Annotated in this window: 21 protein-coding genes; 8 read left to right on the top strand and 13 right to left on the bottom strand. The window is 62.7% G+C overall.

Going from position 1 to position 21,368, the window contains the following annotated elements; all coding sequences use genetic code 11:
• Nucleotides 1–61 precede the first annotated feature (61 nt).
• Complete coding sequence (locus AC1D11_RS02815) at nucleotides 62–820, top strand: DeoR/GlpR family DNA-binding transcription regulator (RefSeq protein WP_477646867.1); 759 nt, start codon at nucleotides 62–64, stop codon at nucleotides 818–820.
• Nucleotides 821–863: 43 nt separating this feature from the next.
• Here AC1D11_RS02815 and AC1D11_RS02810 read toward each other — a convergent pair whose 3' ends face one another.
• The 4 genes from AC1D11_RS02810 to mutL form a co-directional block, all read right to left on the bottom strand.
• The gene (locus tag AC1D11_RS02810; protein WP_477646866.1) at nucleotides 864–1,223 is read right to left on the bottom strand and encodes a hypothetical protein; all 360 of its coding nucleotides are present in this window, start codon (nucleotides 1,221–1,223) and stop codon (nucleotides 864–866) included.
• A 27-nt stretch (nucleotides 1,224–1,250) separates the two neighbouring features.
• Complete coding sequence (locus tag AC1D11_RS02805) at nucleotides 1,251–2,582, bottom strand: ammonium transporter (protein WP_477646865.1); 1,332 nt, start codon at nucleotides 2,580–2,582, stop codon at nucleotides 1,251–1,253.
• Between the two features lie 105 nt (nucleotides 2,583–2,687).
• Nucleotides 2,688–3,668 (bottom strand): alpha/beta hydrolase, encoded by a 981-nt coding sequence (locus tag AC1D11_RS02800; RefSeq protein ID WP_477646864.1) that lies wholly within the window; start codon nucleotides 3,666–3,668, stop codon nucleotides 2,688–2,690.
• Between the two features lie 32 nt (nucleotides 3,669–3,700).
• Nucleotides 3,701–5,617, bottom strand: a complete 1,917-nt coding sequence (mutL, locus tag AC1D11_RS02795; protein WP_477646863.1) for a DNA mismatch repair endonuclease MutL — start codon at nucleotides 5,615–5,617, stop codon at nucleotides 3,701–3,703.
• 168 nt (nucleotides 5,618–5,785) lie between these two features.
• On the opposite strand from mutL, the gene AC1D11_RS02790 reads away from it, so the two are divergent.
• The 3 genes from AC1D11_RS02790 to AC1D11_RS02780 all read left to right on the top strand — a co-directional run bounded on the left by AC1D11_RS02790 (nucleotide 5,786) and on the right by AC1D11_RS02780 (nucleotide 9,104).
• A complete protein-coding gene (locus tag AC1D11_RS02790) occupies nucleotides 5,786–6,424 on the top strand; it encodes a hypothetical protein (protein ID WP_477646862.1) in 639 nt (212 codons plus the stop codon).
• Nucleotides 6,425–6,472: 48 nt separating this feature from the next.
• Nucleotides 6,473–7,126 carry a DedA family protein gene (locus AC1D11_RS02785; RefSeq protein ID WP_477646861.1) on the top strand — a complete coding sequence of 218 codons (654 nt, stop codon included), beginning with the start codon at nucleotides 6,473–6,475 and terminating at the stop codon, nucleotides 7,124–7,126.
• Between the two features lie 127 nt (nucleotides 7,127–7,253).
• A complete protein-coding gene (locus tag AC1D11_RS02780) occupies nucleotides 7,254–9,104 on the top strand; it encodes an AMP-dependent synthetase/ligase (RefSeq protein ID WP_477646860.1) in 1,851 nt (616 codons plus the stop codon).
• Here AC1D11_RS02780 and AC1D11_RS02775 read toward each other — a convergent pair.
• From AC1D11_RS02775 to AC1D11_RS02755, 5 genes are all read right to left on the bottom strand, one after another.
• The gene (locus AC1D11_RS02775) at nucleotides 9,088–10,332 is read right to left on the bottom strand and encodes an ROK family transcriptional regulator (RefSeq protein WP_477646859.1); all 1,245 of its coding nucleotides are present in this window, start codon (nucleotides 10,330–10,332) and stop codon (nucleotides 9,088–9,090) included. The two genes, AC1D11_RS02780 and AC1D11_RS02775, sit on opposite strands and share 17 nt — an antisense overlap.
• Nucleotides 10,329–10,781, bottom strand: coding sequence for an RbsD/FucU family protein (locus tag AC1D11_RS02770; protein WP_477646858.1), 453 nt, complete (start codon nucleotides 10,779–10,781; stop codon nucleotides 10,329–10,331). Before AC1D11_RS02770 ends, AC1D11_RS02775 begins: the two co-directional genes overlap by 4 nt.
• A 260-nt stretch (nucleotides 10,782–11,041) precedes the next feature.
• On the bottom strand, nucleotides 11,042–11,809 hold the full coding sequence (locus tag AC1D11_RS02765; protein WP_477646857.1) for an ATP-binding cassette domain-containing protein: 768 nt from the start codon (nucleotides 11,807–11,809) through the stop codon (nucleotides 11,042–11,044).
• A gap of 41 nt (nucleotides 11,810–11,850) precedes the next feature.
• Nucleotides 11,851–12,807 (bottom strand): ABC transporter permease, encoded by a 957-nt coding sequence (locus AC1D11_RS02760; protein ID WP_477646856.1) that lies wholly within the window; start codon nucleotides 12,805–12,807, stop codon nucleotides 11,851–11,853.
• Between the two features lie 85 nt (nucleotides 12,808–12,892).
• The gene (locus AC1D11_RS02755) at nucleotides 12,893–13,882 is read right to left on the bottom strand and encodes a substrate-binding domain-containing protein (RefSeq protein ID WP_477646855.1); all 990 of its coding nucleotides are present in this window, start codon (nucleotides 13,880–13,882) and stop codon (nucleotides 12,893–12,895) included.
• A 129-nt stretch (nucleotides 13,883–14,011) separates the two neighbouring features.
• Between AC1D11_RS02755 and AC1D11_RS02750 the strand changes: the two genes are divergently transcribed.
• The 3 genes from AC1D11_RS02750 (at nucleotide 14,012) to AC1D11_RS02740 (ending at nucleotide 16,960) form a co-directional block, all read left to right on the top strand.
• Nucleotides 14,012–15,028, top strand: coding sequence for a PfkB family carbohydrate kinase (locus AC1D11_RS02750; protein WP_477646854.1), 1,017 nt, complete (start codon nucleotides 14,012–14,014; stop codon nucleotides 15,026–15,028).
• A 118-nt stretch (nucleotides 15,029–15,146) separates the two neighbouring features.
• On the top strand, nucleotides 15,147–16,469 hold the full coding sequence (locus AC1D11_RS02745; protein WP_477646853.1) for an SRPBCC family protein: 1,323 nt from the start codon (nucleotides 15,147–15,149) through the stop codon (nucleotides 16,467–16,469).
• Nucleotides 16,470–16,498: 29 nt separating this feature from the next.
• A complete protein-coding gene (locus AC1D11_RS02740) occupies nucleotides 16,499–16,960 on the top strand; it encodes an aromatic-ring-hydroxylating dioxygenase subunit beta (protein ID WP_477646913.1) in 462 nt (153 codons plus the stop codon).
• A 65-nt stretch (nucleotides 16,961–17,025) separates the two neighbouring features.
• Here AC1D11_RS02740 and AC1D11_RS02735 read toward each other — a convergent pair whose 3' ends face one another.
• The 3 genes from AC1D11_RS02735 to tsaE all read right to left on the bottom strand — a co-directional run bounded on the left by AC1D11_RS02735 (nucleotide 17,026) and on the right by tsaE (nucleotide 19,308).
• Nucleotides 17,026–17,241, bottom strand: coding sequence for a glycine zipper 2TM domain-containing protein (locus AC1D11_RS02735; protein WP_477646852.1), 216 nt, complete (start codon nucleotides 17,239–17,241; stop codon nucleotides 17,026–17,028).
• A 190-nt stretch (nucleotides 17,242–17,431) separates the two neighbouring features.
• A complete protein-coding gene (locus AC1D11_RS02730; RefSeq protein ID WP_477646851.1) occupies nucleotides 17,432–18,823 on the bottom strand; it encodes an N-acetylmuramoyl-L-alanine amidase in 1,392 nt (463 codons plus the stop codon).
• Nucleotides 18,820–19,308, bottom strand: a complete 489-nt coding sequence (tsaE, locus tag AC1D11_RS02725; protein WP_477646850.1) for a tRNA (adenosine(37)-N6)-threonylcarbamoyltransferase complex ATPase subunit type 1 TsaE — start codon at nucleotides 19,306–19,308, stop codon at nucleotides 18,820–18,822. Before tsaE ends, AC1D11_RS02730 begins: the two co-directional genes overlap by 4 nt.
• Nucleotides 19,309–19,323: 15 nt before the next feature.
• Here tsaE and queG point away from each other — a divergent pair, with 15 nt between their 5' ends.
• Entirely contained in the window at nucleotides 19,324–20,376 is a 1,053-nt protein-coding gene (queG, locus tag AC1D11_RS02720; protein WP_477646912.1) for a tRNA epoxyqueuosine(34) reductase QueG, read from the top strand.
• 80 nt (nucleotides 20,377–20,456) lie between these two features.
• Here queG and AC1D11_RS02715 read toward each other — a convergent pair whose 3' ends face one another.
• Entirely contained in the window at nucleotides 20,457–21,362 is a 906-nt protein-coding gene (locus AC1D11_RS02715) for an AEC family transporter (RefSeq protein ID WP_477646849.1), read from the bottom strand.
• Nucleotides 21,363–21,368: the final 6 nt, after the last annotated feature.

Genomic DNA, 21,368 nt, shown 5'->3' with positions numbered 1-21,368 from the left:
ATTATGAAGTTTCGTGCAGCTGTCCAGCCCTTGGGCTGGACGGGAACAGGAGCCGAACCCGATGCTGACCAGCCAACGCAAACACCTGCTGCTGACGCGCCTTGACCGTGACGGGCAACTGGTTGCCAAGGCCCTCAGCCAGGAACTGGGTATTTCGGAAGACACCATCCGGCGCGACCTTCGCGAGCTGGCCCAGGCGGGCAAGCTCCAGCGTGTCCATGGCGGGGCCTTGCCCGCTTCGCCAGCCGTCGGCAATGTGGCGGTGCGCGAGCAGATTGCGCCGCTGGACAAGCAAGCCATCGGCCGGGCGGCGGCGGCCATGGTCCAGCCCGGGCAGGTGGTGATCATTGACGGCGGCACCACAGCGTTGCAGGTGGCGCGGCACCTGCGCGAAGACCTCCATGCGACGGTGTTTACCCACAGCCCGGCGGTCGCCATGGAACTGGCGCGTTGTCCCCACATCGTGATTCAGCTGCTTGGCGGGCGGCTTTTCCGGCACTCCATGGTCGCCATGGGGGCCGAGTTGATGGAGCAGCTCTCGCGCCTGCGGGCCGATGTGTTTTTCATGGGGGCGACCGGCGTGCATGCGTCGGCGGGCGTGACCACGGGCGATTCCGAAGAAGCCGCCGTCAAGCGGGCGCTGCACCGCTGTGCCTCGGAGACAGTGCTGCTGGCATCGGGCGAAAAACTTGGCGCGGCGTCGGCCTGCCGCATCATGGCGTTGGCCGATGTGTCGGCGGTGGTGGTTCACCGCGACGCGCAGGCAGCGTGGATCAGCAGCGCCAGACGTGCCGGTGTGCGTGTGGTGAGGGCCGGCTGATCATGCCTGGGATATCAGGGCTTTGCCGCGGCGGCCAGGCTGTTCAGCGCAGGCCTGACTTGTACCGGGCAATGGCCTTGGCCCGGAGGTCTTCGCTGATTTCTGTTTCGCTTGCGGCGGGAGCGGCAGCCGCTACGGCGGGCGATGCAGCGGACGCTGACAGCAACGGTTCGCTGCCGCTGCGGGGTCCGAAAATCTTGGTCTGCGCGTAGGCCGCATAGCTGCGCAGGCGCTCGTCCTTGCTGTTGAGCGCTTCCTGAATTACTTCAGTGGCGTACGGCAGGTCATGCAGGAATTGATGGACATTCAGTGAACGGCCGAACTCCCGCTTCATGGGAATGACCATCCGCACCGCGTAGGCCATGAGATCGGAGTCGTCAGGCGGTGTCATGGTTAGCAGCATGGTTTATGTGTCTTGATGGCGAGGGACTCAAGCACCTGAAATCATTTCACCGTGCTGGGCGAGGTCAAGCCCCAGTTCTTCCTCTGCCGCGGTGACGCGAAGGCCTGCAAGGGGTTTGACCACCAGCAAAATCAGCCAGGTCGCGACGCCTGCGTAAGCTGCAACGGCGCAGGCTCCCACGAGGTTGGTAAACACGGTGGCGGTCACGGGCGCAATTTCCTTGAGCGCAAAGACCGGGGTCAGGACCGTGCCGATGATGCCGCCCACGCCGTGCAGGGCAAATACGTCAAGCGAGTCGTCGATTCCTGTGGCACGCTTGAAGCGGGTCACGGCCAGGAAGCAGCCGACGCCGCCCGCAAAGCCCAGCACCGATGCACCCATGACGCCGACAAAACCGGACGCCGGCGTGATGGCGACGAGGCCGGCAATGGCGCCTGTAGCCATGCCCAGCACGCTGAACTTGCCGCGCTGGACATATTCGCAAATGCCCCACATGAACGCGCCAACGCAGGCTGCCACCTGGGTGGCCAGCAGGGCGCCCACGGCGCGGGAGCTCGCCTCAAAGGCCGAACCGGCGTTGAAGCCAAACCAGCCGGCCCACAAAAGCCCGGCGCCGATGATGGATACCAGCAGGTTGTGCGGCACCATGGGTACGGTTCCGAAACCTTTGCGCGGACCCACGACCTTGGCCGCCACCAGGCCGCTGACGCCGGCCGCGATGTGCACTACCGTGCCACCCGCAAAGTCCATGTGGCCCATGCTGGCGAGCCAGCCGGTGGGTTGCCAGATCCAGTGCGCCACCGGCGCGTAAACCAATATCGTCCAGAAAGCCGCGAAGAAGATGGTGGCGCTCAGGCGCATGCGCTCCACGGTGGCGCCGATGATCAACGCGAAGGTGATGATGGCGAATGCCAGCTGGAACAGGAAGAAAGCGGATTCCGGCACGGAAGGCGCTGAAACGTGCGCGCCGACTTTTGCACCCAGCAGCCCCTCGCTCAGCGCACGGCTCATGTCGCCGATCCAGGGGTTGCCGGGCGTGAAGGCCAGCGAGTACGCAATGCCCGCCCATACCAGCGTGACAACCGTGGTGGCCGCAAAAGTGTGCGCCACGATGGAGAGCGCATTTTTGGCCCGCATCATGCCGCTGTAGAACAGCATGATGCCGGGAATGGTCATCAACAGCACCAGCACGGTCGAGATGAGCATCCAGGCTGTGTCTGCGCCATTGAATTTCGCAACGGCAGGCGCCGCGGCAGCGGCGGCGGTTTGGGCGTGAAGAGGGGCAGATGCCAGCAACGCCAGCGCGGGGGCCAGCAAAGTGAAGGCGGACGACCTGCGGGTAACCAGGACTTGGCTCATACATTCCCCTCTCGTTGTTTAGCTGTTAATAGCTGTTATTCGATACGGGGATGTTACATCCGGCTACATGTGTTGGGTAAGTAAAAAATACCCGTTTGTGAGCATTTATTCCTTATTCTGGAGTAGTTCTGCCTCTTTTGGGGCGCGCTTATTGCCGGCTATTTGCAAGGCCGTGGGCTGGGCGCTTTCGATGAGAGCCTTGTCCGGGCCCTTATCGAGTCCTTTATTCATGTCAAACAGCTGCCCCAGTGCCTGCCGGTATTGCGGCTGGCCAACCAGGTTGGTGTCGTGGTGCGAGCCACCCGGCACCAGCAGGAAGAGCTTGGGCTGCGCTGCGGCGTCATAAAGTTTGCGCCCCAGGTCCGGCAGGATCAGGCGGTCTTCGCCGCCATGCACCACCAGCAGGGGGGAACCGATCTTGCCGACCTTGCGGACGGCTTCAAAGCGCTGGGTGATCAGCAGCGAGACCGGCATCCAGCCCCACTGGGACGTGCTCACCACATCGGCGATGGAAGTGAATGTGCTTTCGACAATCGTGCCGCTTTCATCGGCCACTTCAGTGGCCAGGTTGATGGCAATCGGCCCGCCCAGCGAGTGGCCGAAGATGTAACGGGGACGGTCGGGGTACTTTTTGGCCAGCCAGTCCCATGCGGCGCGGGCGTCTTCGTAGGCAGATGTTTCCGACGGCAGTTCATAGGTGCTTTTGCCAAAACCGCGGTAGTCGATCCCCAGGACCGAGAAGCCGAGCTCCTGCATGCGGCGCATGCGCGGCGCGGAGCCGGTGACGTTGTAACGCGCGCCGTGCAGATACAGCAGCACGGGGGTTTTGCTTGCGGCACCCGACTCGTCTGCCGGCAGCCACAGGCCGTGCAGCCGGACGGGGTGGTCGCCGCCACTGCCGTTGCCGCTGGGGGCGTTGAAGTCAATCCAGACGTCTTCCATGCCAACAGCGGCGGCAGCGCCCCCGCTCCAGGTGCGGTCGCTGGGCTGGAAGATCCAGGCCCGCTGCTTTTCGTCAAGGGTGGCGCAACCTGCCAGCAACGCCAGCGTCATCAGGAAAGAAGTAAAGAGGTGCCAGCGTTTCATGCAAGTGAATGATTCGCCGGAGGCTGAAAAGTTCAGCGCCCGCGCATGAAGAGCGTGTCAAGCTCCCGGATGCTGACCTGCCGCCAGGTGGGCCGCCCGTGGTTGCACTGGTCTGAGCGCTCAGTGGCTTCCATCTGGCGCAGCAGGGCATTCATTTCGTCAAGCGTGAGCTTGCGGTTGGCACGCACGGCGCCGTGGCAGGCCATGGTGGACAGCAACTCGTTCTGGGCCCGCTGTATGACGGTGCTGGCGTCGTGCTGGGCCAACTCGGCCAGCACGCTGCGGGCCAGCTCCACCGCATCGCCCTGCGCCAGGCTGGTGGGTACGGCGCGCACCGCCAGGGTTTTGGGCGAAAAAGGCGTGATTTCCAGGCCCAGCGTTGCCAATGCCTGGGCGTTGGCCTCGGCCGTGGCCACTTCCTGGGGGCTGGCGGCAAAGGTGGCCGGAATCAGCAGCGGCTGGCTGATGATGCTGGCACCATCGGCACCGTCCATCTGGGTTTTCAGGCGTTCATAGACGATGCGCTCGTGGGCAGCGTGCATGTCCACAATGACAAGGCCCTGGGTGTTTTCGGCCAGCACGTAGATGCCCTGCAACTGGGCGATGGCGCGGCCCAGCGGCCAGTCGCCGGAGGGCAGGGCGCTTGCGCCTTCAGGCACGCCGGGGTTTGCCATGCCGTTTCCGGGCGGGGGAATGGTGACGTACAGGGCATCCTCGCCAGATTCCCGCTGGCTGGGTGCGACGGCTTGCGATGACGGCCACATGGCGTCAAAGTCGGAGGCCCTGTGACCGCCGTTTGCTACAAAATTAATAGCTGGTTGCGCCCATCCCTGTTGCGCAAAGGCCTTGTTTTGCTCAAGAAATCCGGTGGGCGTGACAGCAGCGTCTTCCGCGCCTGCCTGGACAGCTGCCGTGGAGCGCGGGATGGCCAGCGCGTTTTCGGTGGCATGGCGCACGGCCTGGTGCACCTCGCGGCTGTCGCGAAAACGCACTTCGATCTTGGTCGGGTGCACGTTTACGTCCACGCGGGACGGGTCGATCTCAACATACAGCGCATAGACCGGCTGACGGTGGCCGTGCAGCACGTCCTCATACGCGCTGCGCGCCGCGTGGGTCAGGACCTTGTCGCGTACGTAACGGCCGTTGACATACGCGAACTGCTGGTCGGCACGCGAGCGGGCGGCATCCGGAATGCCGGCCACACCCCAGACGCGCACGGCAGGCAGACCGTCGGCGCGGCGGGCCGAGCTAACGTAGTTGACGGCGACGGACTGCTCGACAAATTCGCTGCCCAGCACATCGGCCAGGCGCTGTTGGTGGGCGTTGTCGCCTGCCGCTGCGCGCCACTGCTCAACCAGCTTGCCCTCGTGCCAGATGCCAAAACCCACATCGGGCCGCACCAGTGCATGGCGGCGTACGGCTTCAATGCAGTGGGCCAGTTCGGTGGAATCGGTTTTCAGGAATTTTCGGCGCGCGGGCGTGGCGTAAAACAGCTCCCGCACTTCCACGCTGGTGCCACGGCTGCGCGCGGCGGGCTTCAGTTCGCCGGTGCGGCCGTCAAGCTGCCACGCGTGTTCATCTGCGGCGGTTCTGGACAGCAGGCTCATGTCGGCGATCGAATTGATCGCGGCCAGCGCCTCGCCCCGAAAACCCATGGTGCCGACGGCTTCCAGGTCCTGCAACGACGCAATCTTGCTGGTGGCATGGCGCCTCAGGGCGACGGGAAGCTCTTCGCGAGGGATGCCGAAGCCGTCGTCTTCGACCACGATGAGCCGCACGCCGCCGGCCAGCAGCCGCACAGTCACCTGCGTGGCGCCGGCGTCCAGCGCGTTGTCCACCAGTTCGCGCACGACGGATGCTGGGCGCTCCACCACTTCGCCGGCCGCAATCTGGCTGATCAATTCATCGGGAAGTTCGCGGATCGGGCGGCGGGCGGGAGGAGGGGTCATTGCTGCTGATTTTACGGGCTGGGCTTTTTGGAGTGAGGAAGCAACAAGTCCGGCAACTGCCCCTTTTCCAAATCTTGTAATATTTTGTTGCGGTAACCGTCATGGTTCCGATTTATTTTATTTATGTAAGGGAATCCCATGCGATTGAAAGCCCGAGCTTCTTTATCCTTGATCTTCGCCCTTTTTCTTGCCGGTATGGCGCAAGCGCAGGTGCAAACGCCCAAGGTGCCCGTGTGCATACAGGATGAAAGCATCAAGGAGCGGTTTTTGCCAGTCGAACTTCTCACCGGCAACCCCATGACAGATAGCCGGGAACTGGTATTTGCAGCGGTCGATCGGGTGTATCCGTTTGTCGACGAATTACCCGATGGTTCTGTGGGCAAGGGAGACGTGACACTCAAAGGACCCATGCAGTGGGAAGGCCAGGGCGGTGCTGTCTACGAAATCTACGAACGCAAGGTTCCGCGTGCGCACGAGCGTTTTGCGCTGACGCCCGACCGTACCGCCATTGGCCGGGTGTATGACCAGCGTTTTGGCAACGCCAGCAACGAAGGAAAATTCCCGGTTGGCCTCTGGACTCAAGGCCAGGTACGCCGCTACAACACCACTTATTTTTCACCGAGAGGCACGCGCAATGAAGTGACGACCGTCGAGATTGAAAAGCTTTCATGCGTGTATGACGGCACACCCGGTGCCGTGCAGTACGGCTGGAAAACCGGTTCGGGGACGAGCTACGGCTATATCTATGCGCCTGGCAAGGGGCTGGTACATGTCATGACGAGGGTCAGCGGCAACAGCGGCCGCTGAGGCCGGTACGCGGCGGGCGCGGGTTTCATACCTGTCAAAATCACCGGTATGGAATTCGCCACCTTTCTCATTGATTTCATTCTTCATGTCGACAAGCACCTGGAAGCCTTTGTCACCAGCTACGGCGCGTGGGTGTATGCCCTGTTATTCCTGATTATTTTTGTGGAGACCGGCGTGGTCGTCATGCCATTTTTGCCGGGTGATTCACTGCTATTTGTAGTGGGCGCGATGTGCGGTGTCGGCCTCATGAGTTTTCCGGTGGCGGTGGTGTTGCTGTTTGTGGCGGCTGTGCTGGGCGACCAGTGCAACTACAGCATAGGGCGAGCCTTGGGGCCCAAGGTGTTCCAGTGGGAAAACTCGCGCTGGTTCAACAAAAAGGCCTTTGACCAGGCCCACGCGTTTTATGAGCAGTATGGCGGCATCACCATCATTGCGGCGCGTTTCATGCCATTTCTTCGAACTTTTGCCCCCTTTGTCGCAGGCGTATCGGACATGACACGCAGCAAGTTCACGCTGTACAACCTTGTGGGCGGCGCACTGTGGGTTGGCGGTATCGTCACCATCGGTTATTTTTTCGGCAACATTCCGTTTGTCAAAACCCATCTCGACAAAATCATCTGGGCCATGATTTTGATTCCCGGCCTGATCGTCATTTTCGGCGCCTGGAAGGCCAGGCGCAAAGCAGGCAACGCCAGCGCCTGAAGGTGCGCTGATACGCATCCGCCCAAAAGGCCTGTTGTTGAACGGGCTTGATGCAACGCAGCCGCGCGCAACTGCGCACGTGATAAAAAATGACAGTGCCGCCTTTCCGGCTGGCAGGAAAACCTGAATGAACATCACTCCCCTGGATCTTGCCGCAGTGCACACGCTGCCGGAATTACTGGCCTTTCGCGTGGCACACAGCCCCGAGGCTGAGGCTTACCGTGAATTCGATGCCGTCACCGGTCAATGGCACAGCACCTGCTGGGCTGAGGCCAGCGAGCGGGTCGCGCAGTGGCGGCGCGCGCTGGCGGCCACGCAGCTGCCGGCTCATGCAAGTGTTGCGATCCTGCTACCCAACGGCCTCCATGCCGTGAGCATCGACCAGGCGGCGCTGTCGTTGGCGCTGGTGCCTGTGCCGCTGCATGCCATTGACAATGCCGGCAGCATTGCCTACATCCTGGCCGACTCCGAAGCTTCCCTGCTGATGGTGTCGTCGCTTTCGCAGTGGCAGGCCATTGAGGCTATTGGAACGCCCTTGCCGGCGCTACGCTGTGTGGTGGTCGCTGCGCCCGAAGCACCATTGAGCGGGGCGGGTGAGCCGGTGGCTGTTGTGCCCCTGGCCGACTGGCTGGCGGCGGGGGAAGGGTACGCCGGCTTGCTGCCCGCACCGCAGGAGGACGACCTCGCGGCCATCGTCTACACCTCCGGCACCACGGGCAAACCCAAGGGTGTGATGCTGACGCATGGCAACATCGTGTCCAATGTGCGGGCCATCCTGTCGCTGGTGGTGCCGGCGGTGGACGATGTGTTTCTGTCGTTCCTGCCACTGTCGCACACGTTTGAACGGACTGCCGGTTATTACCTGCCCATTGCCGCCGGAAGCTGCGTGGCTTATGCGCGTTCCGTGCCCTTGCTGGCCGAGGACCTGAAAACCGTGCGTCCCACCGTGCTGATTTCGGTGCCGCGTATTTACGAACGCGTGTTTGCCAAACTGCAGGAGACACTGACGCAGTCGCCGCTTAAAACACGCCTGTTTCTGGCGGCGCAGTCTGTCGGCTGGCGGCGGTTTTGCCGAGTACGGGGATTGCTTTTGGCGGAAAGCGAAAAAAGTCCGTGGGCATGGCTGGATCCCCTGGTCTGGCCCCTGCTGGAGCGGGTGGTGGCTGGAACCTTGCGGGCGCAGTTTGGTGGGCGCGTGCGGGTGGCGGTGAGCGGTGGTGCGCCCTTGTCGCATGCGGTGGCACGCTGTTTCCTCGGGCTGGGCCTGCCGCTGCTGCAGGGCTACGGCATGACGGAGACATCGCCCGTGGTGTCGGGCAATGGTGTCGACGACAACGACCCGGCCACGGTGGGCAGGGCCTTGCCGGGTGTCGAGGTGCGCATCAGCGCCAACCAGGAACTGCAGGTGCGTGGACCGCTGGTGATGAAGGGCTACTGGAAACGCCCCGAAGATACGGCCCGCGTGCTGACAGAAGACGGTTGGCTGTGCACCGGAGACCAGGCCGTGATCGATGGCGGGCGTATCCGCATCATGGGACGCCTGAAGGAAATCATCGTGACGTCGACCGGCGAAAAAGTACCGCCTGGCGACCTGGAGGTAGCGATTGCCGCTGACTCCCTGTTCGACCAGGTCTTTGTAGTCGGTGAAAACCGCCCGTTCATCGCCTGTGTGGCAGTGGTCAACCCGGCCGAATGGCGGCGTGTGGCTGCGGCGCTGGCGCTGGACCCCGAGGACCCGGCCAGCCTGCACCTGCCGGCTGTCCACAAGCTTGCGCTGGAGCGCATGGCAACCCAGACGAAGGACTTCGCACGCTACGCGACGCCGCGTGCCGTGTACCTTACGCGGGAACCGTGGACGCCCGAGAACACCCTGATGACGCCAACGCTCAAGCTCAAGCGCAATAACCTGATGGCTCGTTATGCGCGCGAAATCGAGGCGATGTACCGTCCCGAAGCGCGGATCAGCGCGCACCCTTGAGAAACAGGTCGCGGTCAGCTGCGAAATTGGCATGCAGAGGCAGCATGGCACCGCCCAATGCGCGAGCGTCGGAGCCAATGCTGCCGGCGATCACCTGGGCGGGCCAGAGGCCTTCCCAGTTGTAGCGGCCGAGAGCTGCGCCCGTGGCTTCAATCAGGCGCTGCAGCAGCGGGCGGCAAAAAGAGCCATCCATCACCACGGCATCAATATCCAGCAGGGCCGTTGCGCTGACCACGCTGTGGGCCAGTGCATTGGCGGCGCTGGCCACCCAGGCCTGGGTGTCAGACTCGTACGGCGGCTGCAGGGCGCGTTCGTCATAGGCTGCAGTCGGATCAAGCCCGCGCGCCTTGAAACACTGCTCCAGTTCCCACAGCGAAGCCTGGCTGACCAGTTGTGGCGGCGCGCCGGGTGGCCGGGCCGCCTGCAATGGCAGCGACGCAACGGCACCGGCGTTGTTGTGGATGCCGGCGTGGAGTTGTGAATTGATGACCAGGCCGCCCCCCACAAAGGTGTCGACAAACAGGTAGAGAAAGCTCTTGAGGTCGCGCCCGCGGCCCGACACCAGTTCGGCCACACACGCCGCCGAGGTGTCTTTGGCAAAACTCACGGGCAGCTCGGTCATGGCCTGCACTTCGGCGCTGAGGTCGATGTGGTTCCACCGGTCCGACTGCTGCGCCGACAGCCCCAGCATCCGGTGCCAGCCGCCAAGCTGGAAGGGCGCGGCCACACCCACGCCGACCAGCCGCGGAGCCAGTGGACCGAGTTGCTCACGCAGGATGCGCAGGTTCTGGCCGATCACGGGGAGCAGCGTGTCGGCATCGGGGAAGGCATAGGCCAGCGACAGGCGTTGGCGGACCTGCCCGGTGAAATCGACCAGCAGCCAGTCGGTGCTGCGCCGGCCAATCTTGATGCCCACTGAGAAGGCGCCGTCGGGGTTCAGCGCCAGCGGCACCGAGGGCTGGCCAATGCGACCGCGCACGCGATCGTGCCGGATCAGCAGATCGTCTTCTTCCAGCCGGGCAGTGATCAGCCCGATGGTCTGTGCGGTCAGGTTGGTCAGGCGGGCCAGTTCGGCTTTGGGTACGCTGCCGTGCAGGCGGATGGCCTGCAGCACCACGCGTTCGTTGAACTGGCGCATACCCACGTGGTTGGAGCCGCGCTGGCGCAGCCATACAGGCGTGGCCGCTTCGGATTCCGCGGGAGTGGTGGTTGCGAGGGGCTCGGTCATGGACGGAGATTTTCGCCGATGACCCCTTTGCGCAGGATGAAGTTGCCAAAAGGCTGCAACTCACCCGTCACCACAATGGCATAGGCCTGGCGTACCCGTTCATAAAACGCGTAGCGCTCAACGGCCTCGGCCTGCTGGTGCGGCAGCCAGTTCGGGGCCAGCAGCGCCAGTACCTCGCGCTGTACCTCTGAACGGTAGGGTGCCTCGGTACCACTGACCTGCATGTAAGCCACCGGATGATCCACATCTTCAGCCAGAGGCAGCAGCGACACCACGGCCTGCACTGTTCGCGCCATGCCATGGCCAGGCAGGCGCAGCACGGGTTTGCCCGCACCCACACTCATGGCCGTGAAGTTGGCGTCGGCCAGCAGCAGCGCGTCGTCATGGCCCATCTCGGCTAGCAGCTTGAGTAACTCGGGCGTGAGCAGAGGATCAATGCCTTTAAGCATGGAAGAGCCTCACGCATTTTGGAGTGACAGCGCCCCCTCGAGCCGCAGCAGTACGCGAAGCGATAAGCGCGGGGGTCCCCTCTTTACCAGTCCGCAGGTGCAGCGCCCCCTCGGCCGGCAGTGTAGTAAACGCAGCGACAGGCGTGGGGATTTCCTCTTCACCAGCCGGGGCCGCGGAACCGGCTTCGCCGGGCCGCAGGCGCAGCGCCCCCTCGGGGGGCAGCGTAGTACACGCAGTGACAAGCGTGGGGGCCAATATGTCAGGCAAGCGCAGACTCCGGCAGTTCTTCGGCCGTCTTGGCGCCCGTCATCACGGCCACGGTGTCGCTCATGCTGATGGTCTTGGGATTCACGACTGCCGCACGACGGCCCAGGCGCTGGATGTGGATGCGATCGGCGATTTCAAACACATGCGGCATGTTGTGGCTGATCAAGATGACGGGCAGTCCTTTCTCTCGCACCCGGCGAATCAGCTCCAGCACCATGTTGCCCTCTTTTACGCCCAAGGCGGCCGTGGGCTCATCCATGATGACCACATGCTGCGCAAAGGCAGCGGCGCGGGCCACGGCTACGCACTGGCGCTGGCCACCCGAAAGTGTTTCTACGGCCTGCGTCATCGAGCGAATCCCGACCTTGAGTTCCTGCATGCGGGCAATGGCCTGCTCCAGCATCTTTTTCTTGTCGAGCAGGCGCAGCCACCGGCCCAAGGGGCCGGGCTTGAGGAGTTCGCGGCCCAGAAACAGGTTTTCCGCAATGCTCATGGCAGGGGCCACGGCCAAATCCTGGTAGACGGTTTCGATCCCGGCACGGCGCGCATCGATAGGAGACTTGAAGCGCATCGGCTTGCCGTCGAGCAGCAACTCACCTTCGTCGGGTACGGTGGCGCCCGACAAGGCCTTGATCAGCGAGGATTTTCCGGCGCCGTTGTCACCGATCACGGCCAGGATCTCTCCGGCACGCAGTTCGAAGTCGGTACCGTCCAGCGCGGTAACCTGCCCGTAGCGCTTGACCAGCCCTTTGGCTTGCATGATCAGAGGTGCGGAAGTGGGGAGGGGCGTTGGGGTGTTCATCAGCGGGGCCCTTTGCGCGACATCTGGTCGGCCGCGACCGCCAGGATCACCAGAATTCCGGTAATCAGTGTCTGGTAGACGGAGGCAACGCCCATCAGGGTGAGACCGTTGCGAAACACGCCCACAATCACCGCGCCGACGAGCGTGCCGAGGATGATGCCGCGTCCACCAAACAGGCTGGTGCCACCCAGCACCACGGCGGTGATGGCATCCAGGTTTTCCGTTTGCCCGGCATTCGGATCGCCGACGCCGGTGCGTGCCACCGACAGGAGCGCGGCGATGCCGTAAAAAAGACCGGCCAGTGCATAGACGGCCACCAGCACGCGGTCGACCCGGATGCCGGTCAACCTTGCGGCTTCGGCGTTGTTCCCCACGGCATACAGATGCCGGCCCGGCGCGGTATCCCGCAAGACAAACCACGCCAGCAGATACAGACCAATCATGGTGACGGTTCCCAGGCTGACTTCGGTGCTGCCCAGATCGAAGGTGTTACCCAGTGCGGTCAATTCCGCCGGGAGGTTGGGAACGATTTGCGCGTTGGAGTAGATCTGTGTGATCGCAAATGCAATATTCAGGGTGCCCAGCGTCACGATGAAAGGGGGCAATTTGATACGGGTGACCAGCAAGCCATTGAGAAGGCCGAAGCCGGTCGTGACCGCCAGGCCGCAGGCAATGGCCAGGTAGGGGTTGATGCCGTAATTCACGGCGAACTTGGTCATCACCATGCCGCCCAATGCCATCACCATGCCACAGGACAGGTCGATGCCCGCCGTCAGGATGATCAGGGTCTGCCCAATGGCCAGCACGCCGACCACCATCACCTGCTGCAGCACCAGGGACAGGTTTTCACCGGTCAGGAAGCGGTCCGATTGAATGGTGAAAAAGATGCAGGTGGCCAGCAGGGCCAGCCAGGGGCCGAGCGCCCCCCAGGGTATGTGGCGCGAAGACAGGTTCATCGTTAAGGGTCCAGGATGGAGAAAATGATTTTGTCATCCCGCACCGGGTCGGGTGCGGGATGACAGCCGGCGAGCACCTGGTCGCTTACTTCGCACCCCAGCAAAGGTCCAGGCCCGTTTTGGTGTCTTTGCTGTCCACACCCGGGAGGGCTTTGGCCGAGACAAGGGTCACGCCGGTGTCGGTGTAACCCGAAGCCTTTTTGCCGCCTTTGGCATAACTGACGCCTGCCGCTACGCCCAGTGCCGCCATGGTCAGGGGGTATTGCTGCGACGTTGCGGTGATGATGCCGGTTGCCGTGTCCTTGATGCCCTGGCAGCCGCCGTCGACCGAGACGATGGTCACGCCTTTTTCCTTGCCGGCCTTTTTCAGTGCATTGAATGCTCCCGCGGCGGCGGGCTCGTTGATGGTGTAGACCACGTTGATGTTGGGACTTTTCTGCAGGCAGTTCTCCATGGCGGTCTGGCCCTTGGCCTGGTCACCAAAACTGTCGGCCATGCAGACCACGGCAGGGTCGTTGGACAGCTCGTTGGATTTCGCGTCTGCCGCGGGCAGGCCGAAACCCTTCATGAAGCCGTTATGACGCTGCGCGCCCACAGGGTGACCGGGGAACAAATCGAGCATGGCGATTTTGGCGGGCTTGCCGGCCATGGCCGCTTTGGCGTACTGGCCAATCAGCACACCGGCCTTGTAGTTGTCGGTGGCAAACAGCGCGTCAGCCCCTGCAAAAGGGCTGTCCAGCGCAATCACCTGCACGCCTTTGGCCTGGAGTTTTTTGACGGTAGGGCTGATGGCGTCGCCGCTGGCGGTGATCAAAATGGTTTTGGCGCCGGCAGCTGCCATATTTTCCAGTGCGGTGATCTGGCCTGCGGTGTCGCCGTCCGATTTGCCGGCGGCGGTCAGCAGCTTGGCGCCGAGTTTTTTGGCCTCGGCTTCAGCGCCTTCCTTCATTTTGACGAAGAAGGGATTGGTTTCGGTTTTGGTAATCAGGCCGATCACAGGTTCGCCCGCTGCAAAGGCTGATGTGGCGGCCAGCGCGAGGCTGGACATTGCCAAGAGAGTGGTGGTCTTTGTCATCAAATTGTCTCCTTGTTGAATCGACATTCCAGGCCGCCAGGCACTGGGGATCGCGGGAAAGTACCCATGAGTGCTGGGCGTTGGTGAACTATAGTGGCGCTTGACTTATTAAATCAAGTTGTTTTAGTTATGGATTACCCTGAGATTATGGAAAACCCTGAGAAATTGGTTCAAGTTGCAACCGCTGGTGAAGCATTGATTGACCTGATCGTTCAATCGGACGGACGTTATGAACCCTGCCCGGGTGGCGCTGTTTTCAACCTGACGCGTGCGCTGGCCCGGCAGGGCGTCAACACCCTGTACCTCAACCCTCTGTCGCGCGATCGCTTTGGCCGCCAGCTGGCCGCAGCGCTGACCGGGGATGGTGTGCGGCTGGCCTGCCCACAGCCCGTGGCACAAAGCACCTCACTGGCCGTGGTGGGGCTAAATGACGCAGGCCATCCTGACTATGTTTTTTACCGGCAGGAAGTGGCGGACCGTGCAGTCACGGCGGACAGCCTGATCCAGTCGTGTCAACGCGTCCCCGGGCTCGAGATGGTGTACACCGGCGCCCTCGCCCTGGCGCCCGAGGATGCGGGCCGCTACCTGCCATGGCTGAGAGCCCAGCATCAGGCGGGCAGCATGGTGGTGGTGGATGCCAACCTGCGGCCGTCGGTCATGCCGGACCTGCAGGCCTACAGGCGCAATGTGCACGCTGCGCTGCAACACGCCGACGTGGTCAAGGTCAGCGATGAAGACCTGGAAAGCCTGGCGATACCTGGCGCTGATGTATTTGCGCGGGCGCAGCATCTGCTGGATACGAGCGGCGCCGGTCTGCTGGTTCTTACCCTGGGGCCCCACGGAGCGTGTTTGTTGACACGCGATGGCCGGCAGTGGCGCGCCCGCGAATCCCGGCCGTTGACGGTGGTGGATACCGTGGGGGCGGGTGACTGTTTCCTCGCCGGCTTTATGGTCGCCTTGCTCGCGCGGAAAACCGCTGCGAGCGGCGACGACGCCCTGCTAACGCTGCCCGACGATGCGGGGCGCAATTTGCTGGCCCATGCTGTGGCCAGCGCCAGCTTGTGTGTCATGCAGCGTGGCTGTGTGCCTCCGACCGGTGCGGAAGTGCAGGCCAGGATTGAAAAGGCAAGCTGCGTATTTGACTGACGGCCGTTACCGATGCCTTACTGAAAAGATCAGGGAAAGAAGTCGGAGATCGTAAGTGAGCGTATTATCTGTCCGAAATCCTGTGCACAGGTATGCTGCAGGACCCGGAGACACTCAGATGAACGCACCCCATACCCTGTCACGCTGGAGCGACCCCGGCTCCAGTCGCGTGCCCTTCTGGGCCTACACCGATGCGCAGCTGTACCAGCGCGAGCTGGAGAAAATCTTTTACGGCGCACACTGGTGTTATGTCGGCCTTGAGGCCGAAATCCCCAATGTGGGCGACTACAAGCTAAGCCATGTCGGTGAACGCCAGGTGTTGATGGTGCGCGACCGCATTGCGCCCAAAGACCGGGCAACCGATCACGGCATACGCGTCGTTGAAAACCGTTGCGCCCACCGTGGTGTGCGCTTTTGCCAGAACCCGCAGGGTAATGCGCGCAGTTTTGTCTGCCCTTATCACCAGTGGACCTACAAGCTCAACGGTGACCTGGCGGGGCTGCCCTTCAAGGACGGGGTGAAAGAGGGTGATTGCGTCAACGGCGGCATGCCCGAAGGGTTCGATCTCAAGGACCATGGGCTGACCAAGCTGCGTGTTGCAGTGCTGCACGGCCTGGTGTTTGCCACTTTCAGCGACGACACCGAACCACTGGAAGACTATCTCGGCCCGCAGATCACGCCGTGGCTGGACCGCATCTTCAAAGGCCCCGACGGAGCGCGCAAGCTGACGCTGCTGGGCTACAACCGCCAGCGAATTCCGGGCAACTGGAAGCTGATGATGGAAAACATCAAGGACCCTTACCACCCCGGCCTGCTGCACACCTGGTTTGTGACCTTCGGCCTTTGGCGTGCCGACCAGAAAAGCCGCATGGTGATGGACGGCGAGGGCCGCCATGCCGTGATGATTTCGCGCCGCAACGAGGGCGGGCAGAACGACGCAGTGACCGAAGGCGTGACCTCGTTCAAGGCCAACATGGCCCTGCATGACGACCGCCTGCTGGACGTGGTGCCCGAGCCCTGGTGGAAGATGCCCGATCCGTCCAGCCCGGGCAGTGACATCACGCCGACCGTGACCATGATCACGCTGTTTCCCAGCCTGATCATCCAGCAGCAGGTCAATTCGCTGAGCACACGCCACATCGTGCCGCGTGGGCAGGGTGAGTTTGATTTCATCTGGACGCACTTCGGTTTCGCCGACGACACACCCGAAATGACGCAGCGCCGCCTGCGCCAGGCCAACCTGTTTGGCCCGGCCGGTTTTGTCAGTGCGGACGACGGTGAAGTGATCGAGTTCAGCCAGGCCGGCTTTGCACAGGCTGGCGACACCGGCTCAACACTGTGCGAGCTGGGCGGCACCGGCACCGAGATGACGGAACACATGGTCACCGAAGCCCTGATCCGCAGCATGTATGCCTACTGGAAGAAAGTCATGGGTCTATGACGTCGAGTGAACAGGGACTGCAGCGCCTGATGCTGCAACTGGAGGTGGACCAGCTCAATGCAGCCTACGCGGCGGCGCTGGACGAAAAGCGGTTTGATGCGTGGCCGGAATTCTTCGTGGAGGAGGGCAACTACAAGGTGCAGGCCCGCGAGAATTTTGACCGCGGCCTGCCGCTGGCCCTGATGGCGCTTGAAAGCCGGGGCATGATGAAGGATCGGGTGTATGGCGTCACGCAGACGATTTATCACGGGCCTTATTACATGCGCCACATCGTCAGCCCGGCGCGCATCCTCTCGGAGGAAGGCGAGGTCATCAAGGCGGAGGCCAACTACGCGGTGTTCCGCACCAAACCGGGCGGCGTGAGCGAGGTCTACAACGTCGGGCGTTATATCGACGAGCTCATCAAAAAAGACGGCCTCCTGAAATTCAGGAGCCGTCTTTGTGTGTATGACAGCGAGATGATCCTCAACTCGCTGATCTATCCGGTGTAGCCGCAATGTTGGTGCAGGCAACACCAACCCGGCAGGTGCCGGGGCTGCGTTGCCTGGCGTTTCTTTTAGCGCCTTTTCCCGACCTCATTACCGATCAGGGCGCCCGCTGCTGCGCCGCCTACGGTACCCAGGGTACTGCCGAAAACGGCATTGCCCACGACACCACCTGCGACTGCACCAACACCGGTGCCTATCTGTGCATTGGTCGGGCTGGTGCTGCAACCACCCAGGCCGAACAGTGCCGCCGCTGCTACTGCTGACATCATCAATTTCGTATTCATCTTGTCCACCTTTGCTCAGAGTTTCAGGCTCTTGCGAGGGTATTCACATCGTGAAGTCCTGATCTTGCCTGTGACTTCACTGTAGGAGGGGTGGGCAGGTGGCGGTTGTAGGAGAAGGTTGCCGCGGCGTGTCGGCTTGCTGCGGCCCTGGGTGGTAATTTCGGCGCATCAATGTGCGCCGATGCAGTGCTTAAACGGCGCGGTTGCGTGCCAGTGGCGGGTTGCGCGCGAAGTAGCGCGTGATGCCGCGCATCAAGGCGTCGGCCAGCTGTACCTGGTATTCGTCGCTGCGCAGTTTGGCTTCTTCGTCGGGGTTGCTGATGAAGGCGGTCTCCACCAGCACACTGGGAATGTCAGGCGCTTTCAGGACAGCGAAGCCGGCTTGCTCGACTTTCGGTTTGTGCAGCTTGCCGACATTACCGATCTCGCCCAGCATGGCGCTGCCAAGCTTCAGGCTGTCGTTGATCTGCGCCGTAGTGCTCATGTCGAGCAGGGCTTTCTGTACCTGGGCGTCCTTGGCCTTGACGTTGATGCCGCCCACCAGGTCGGCCGAGTTTTCCTTGTCGGCGATCCAGCGCGCGGCGCTGCTGGATGCGCCTTTTTCGCTGAGCGCGAAGACGCTGGCGCCCTGCGGACGCGCCGTAAAAAATGCGTCGGCATGGATGCTGATGAAGAGGTCGGCCTGTACGCGCCGCGCTTTTTGCACGCGCACATGCAGCGGCACAAAGAAGTCGGCATCGCGCGTGAGGTAGGCGCGCATATTGGGCTGCTGGTTGATGCGGTCGCGCAGGCGGTGCGCGATTTGCAGCACCACGTCTTTCTCGCGCGTGCCGCCGGGGCCGACGGCACCGGGGTCTTCCCCTCCATGGCCCGGGTCCAGCGCGACGATGACGAGACGGTCGGTCTTGTTCTTCGCAATGATGGCTGCTTCGGGCGAGGTCTTGGCGCCGCCGGGGGGGGCGGGGCCGGTCGTTGGCCCGTGGGCCTTGTCCTTGTCTTTCTCCGCGACAGCCGCCGGCGGCGGCTTCCCATCGGCCTGTTTGCCCGACTGCCGCGCGATCAGGTCGGCGATAGGGTCATTGGCAGGCGCGGGCGTTGCGCCCGGTTGCCTGTCGGCGAGCTTCTCGGCAATCAGGGCTTCGAGCGGGTCGGCGACCTGCGTCGGGTACAAGTCGAACACCAGGCGGTACTGGTAGGCGGCCACAGGCGGCAGGGTGAACACCTGCGGCTGTATGGGCTGCTTGAGGTCTATCACCAGCCGCACCACGCCGGGGGCGTTTTGCCCCACGCGTATGCCCGAGATATTCGGGTCGTCGGATTTCACCTTGGCCACCAGTTCGCGCAGCGCGGGAATCAGGTCTATGCCTTCAATGTCAACTGCAAGACGCGGCGGGTCGGCGATGAAAAATTGCTTTGCCTTGATCTCGCCGTCCGACTCGATGGTGAGCCGCGTGTAGTCTTTGGACGGCCAGACACGCACGGCCACGATGGTTGCGCCGCGCGCGATGTGCTGGACACCCAGCAGAAGTACCACGCTGCCCAGTTGCAGGGCGCTGCGGCGGGTGACGGGCTGCCGCTTCATGCCAGCAATTCCGCGCCTGTGGGCGTGTGAGCCGTCAGGGTAACTGCGCGGGTATCGTCCGGCAGGACTTCCAGGTAGAGCAGCAGATCAGGTTGGGGCAGATGCGGGCCTGCTTTTTCCGGCCATTCGACCAGCTTGAGCCCGGTGCTGGCAAAGATGTCGCGTAACCCCGCCTCTTCCCACTCGCGCGGATCGTTAAAGCGGTAGAAGTCAAAATGCCAGATATTCATCTTCGGCAAAGTGTAGGGTTCGACCACTGCATACGTGGGACTTTTGATGCGGCCTTCGACGCCCAAACTCTTGAGCAGGTGGCGCACAAAGGTGGTCTTGCCGGCGCCAAGGTCGCCCTGAAGCTCAATGAGCGCGCGGCCAATGGCGGGATGACCCGCCAGTGTTTGCGCGAATGCCGCCGTGGCCGCTTCGTCGGGCCAGGCAATGTTTTTTACAATCAGCGGGTGCCCGCCAGCAATTCTTTGAACAGTCATCAATTCGTTTCTCAAATTCAAACCTGGGCGCGCGAGCTTGGATTTTCGCAAATTGGCGTGGCCGGTGTGGATTTATCGTCGGCCGAGCCCGGATTATCGGCCTGGCTGGCAGCGGGCTTCCATGGTGACATGCATTACATGGCCGCGCACGGGCTCAAACGGGCCCGGCCGGCCGAGCTGATACCGGGCACCGTCAGCGTCATCACGGCCCGTATGGACTACCTGCCCGCCTCGACGGTTGCCGCCCCGGGCGAATGGCAGGCCCTTGAGTTCAGCCGGCTTGAGCGGCCGGCGGAAGGCATTGTGTCGGTGTATGCGCGTGGCCGCGACTATCACAAGATCATGCGCGCCCGCCTGCAAAAACTCAGCGAACGCATCTCCGGCCACGTCGGCCAGCTCGGCCATCGGGCTTTCACCGACTCCGCGCCTGTGCTGGAGGCCGAACTGGCAGCCCGCAGCGGCCAGGGCTGGCGCGGCAAGCACACCTTGCTGCTCAACCGGGAAGCAGGCTCCATGTTCTTCCTGGGGGAAATCTACGTTGACATTGCCCTGCCGCCCAGCGAGCCGGTGACGCCGCACTGCGGCACCTGCCAGGCCTGCATTGACGTGTGCCCGACGCGGGCGATCGTCGCACCCCACAAGCTCGATGCACGGCGTTGCATCTCTTACCTCACCATCGAACACGCGGGTCCGATCCCGCTGGAGCTTCGCCCGCTGATGGGTAACCGGATTTATGGCTGCGACGACTGCCAGCTGGTCTGCCCGTGGAACAAGTTCGCCCAGCGTAGCGCCTTGCCTGACTTTGACGAGCGCAGCGGCTTGACCGGGCAGCAACTGGTCACGCTGTTCAGCTGGACGGAAGCAGCGTTTTTGCGATTCACCGAAGGCAGCCCGATACGCCGTATTGGCCATGAGCGCTGGCTGCGCAACATTGCGGTGGCCATGGGCAATGCCCTGCGTGTGCTCGATCCTGAGGCGGCAAAGCCCCTGCGCGAAGCCCTGCAAATGCATGCCGCCTCTCCCAGCGAGCTGGTGCGGGAACACGTAGCCTGGGCTCTCGGCCAGTAAATTTGAATGAAATTGGCCTGCAGCCCTTTAAGGACGTGCGCAAGCAGCTATTAAATAAATAGCAATCAGCCGGCGTCTCCCTAACGCAGCACACCCAGCGCAAACGGCAGGCTGACTACGCCCAGGATGGTGGACAAGGTCACCAGGCCCGCCACGTAACCCCCGTTGTAGCCCATGCGCGCCGCCAGCACGTACGCGCTGGAGGCTGTCGGCAGGGCGGAAAACGCCAGCAGGATGGTGCTTTGTACGGGCGACAGCCCAAAGGCTTTGCACAGGCCCAGGGCCATGACCGGCATCAACAGATGCCGTATCGACAGCACGGCCACTGCCAGCGTTTTGGCTTGCGACAGGTGGCCGAATTGCATGCCGGCGCCTGCCGCCATCAGGCCCAGTGCCAGCGAGGCGGCGCCAATGCGGGTCACCGTGGGTTCGAGCCAGACAGGCAGGGTAAAGCCGAGCAGGTTGGCCACCAGGCCTGTGGCCGTGGCCAGGATCAGCGGATTGCGCACCAGCTCGCCCATGAAACCACGCTGGGCATGCCGCGCCATGGGCCACACCGCCGCCACGTTGAAGAGGGGAACACACACGCCGATCAGCACGGCTATCAGCTGCAGGCCCTGGCTGCCCGCCAGCCGGTCGGCCAGAGCCAGCGCAATGAAGGAGTTGAAGCGAAACGCCACCTGCGCGCTGGCGGCGTGCTCACGCGAGTCGATGTGCCTGCCCAGCCATGGCAGGTGCGGCAGGCTGTAGGCCATCGCAATACCGGCAATTCCCAGCAGAATGCCGGCGCTGATGAGGCTGGAGGCGGCACCCAGGTCCAGCGGGCTTTTGACGATCGAATGAAAAAGCAGGACCGGAAACAAAAAGTAATAAACCAGGCTCTCCACCTGCTCCCAAACGGTGCGGTTAAGGGCGGTGTAGCGGCAGACGAGGTAGCCGCAAACAATGAGGGAAAAGTCGGGGAAAAGAAGCTGCGCGTAGTTCACTCGCCG

This window comes from Polaromonas sp. P1_E11 (assembly GCF_056405995.1).
Note: the sequence above shows the minus strand (reverse complement) of the source record. Positions and strands in the feature narration are given on the sequence as shown.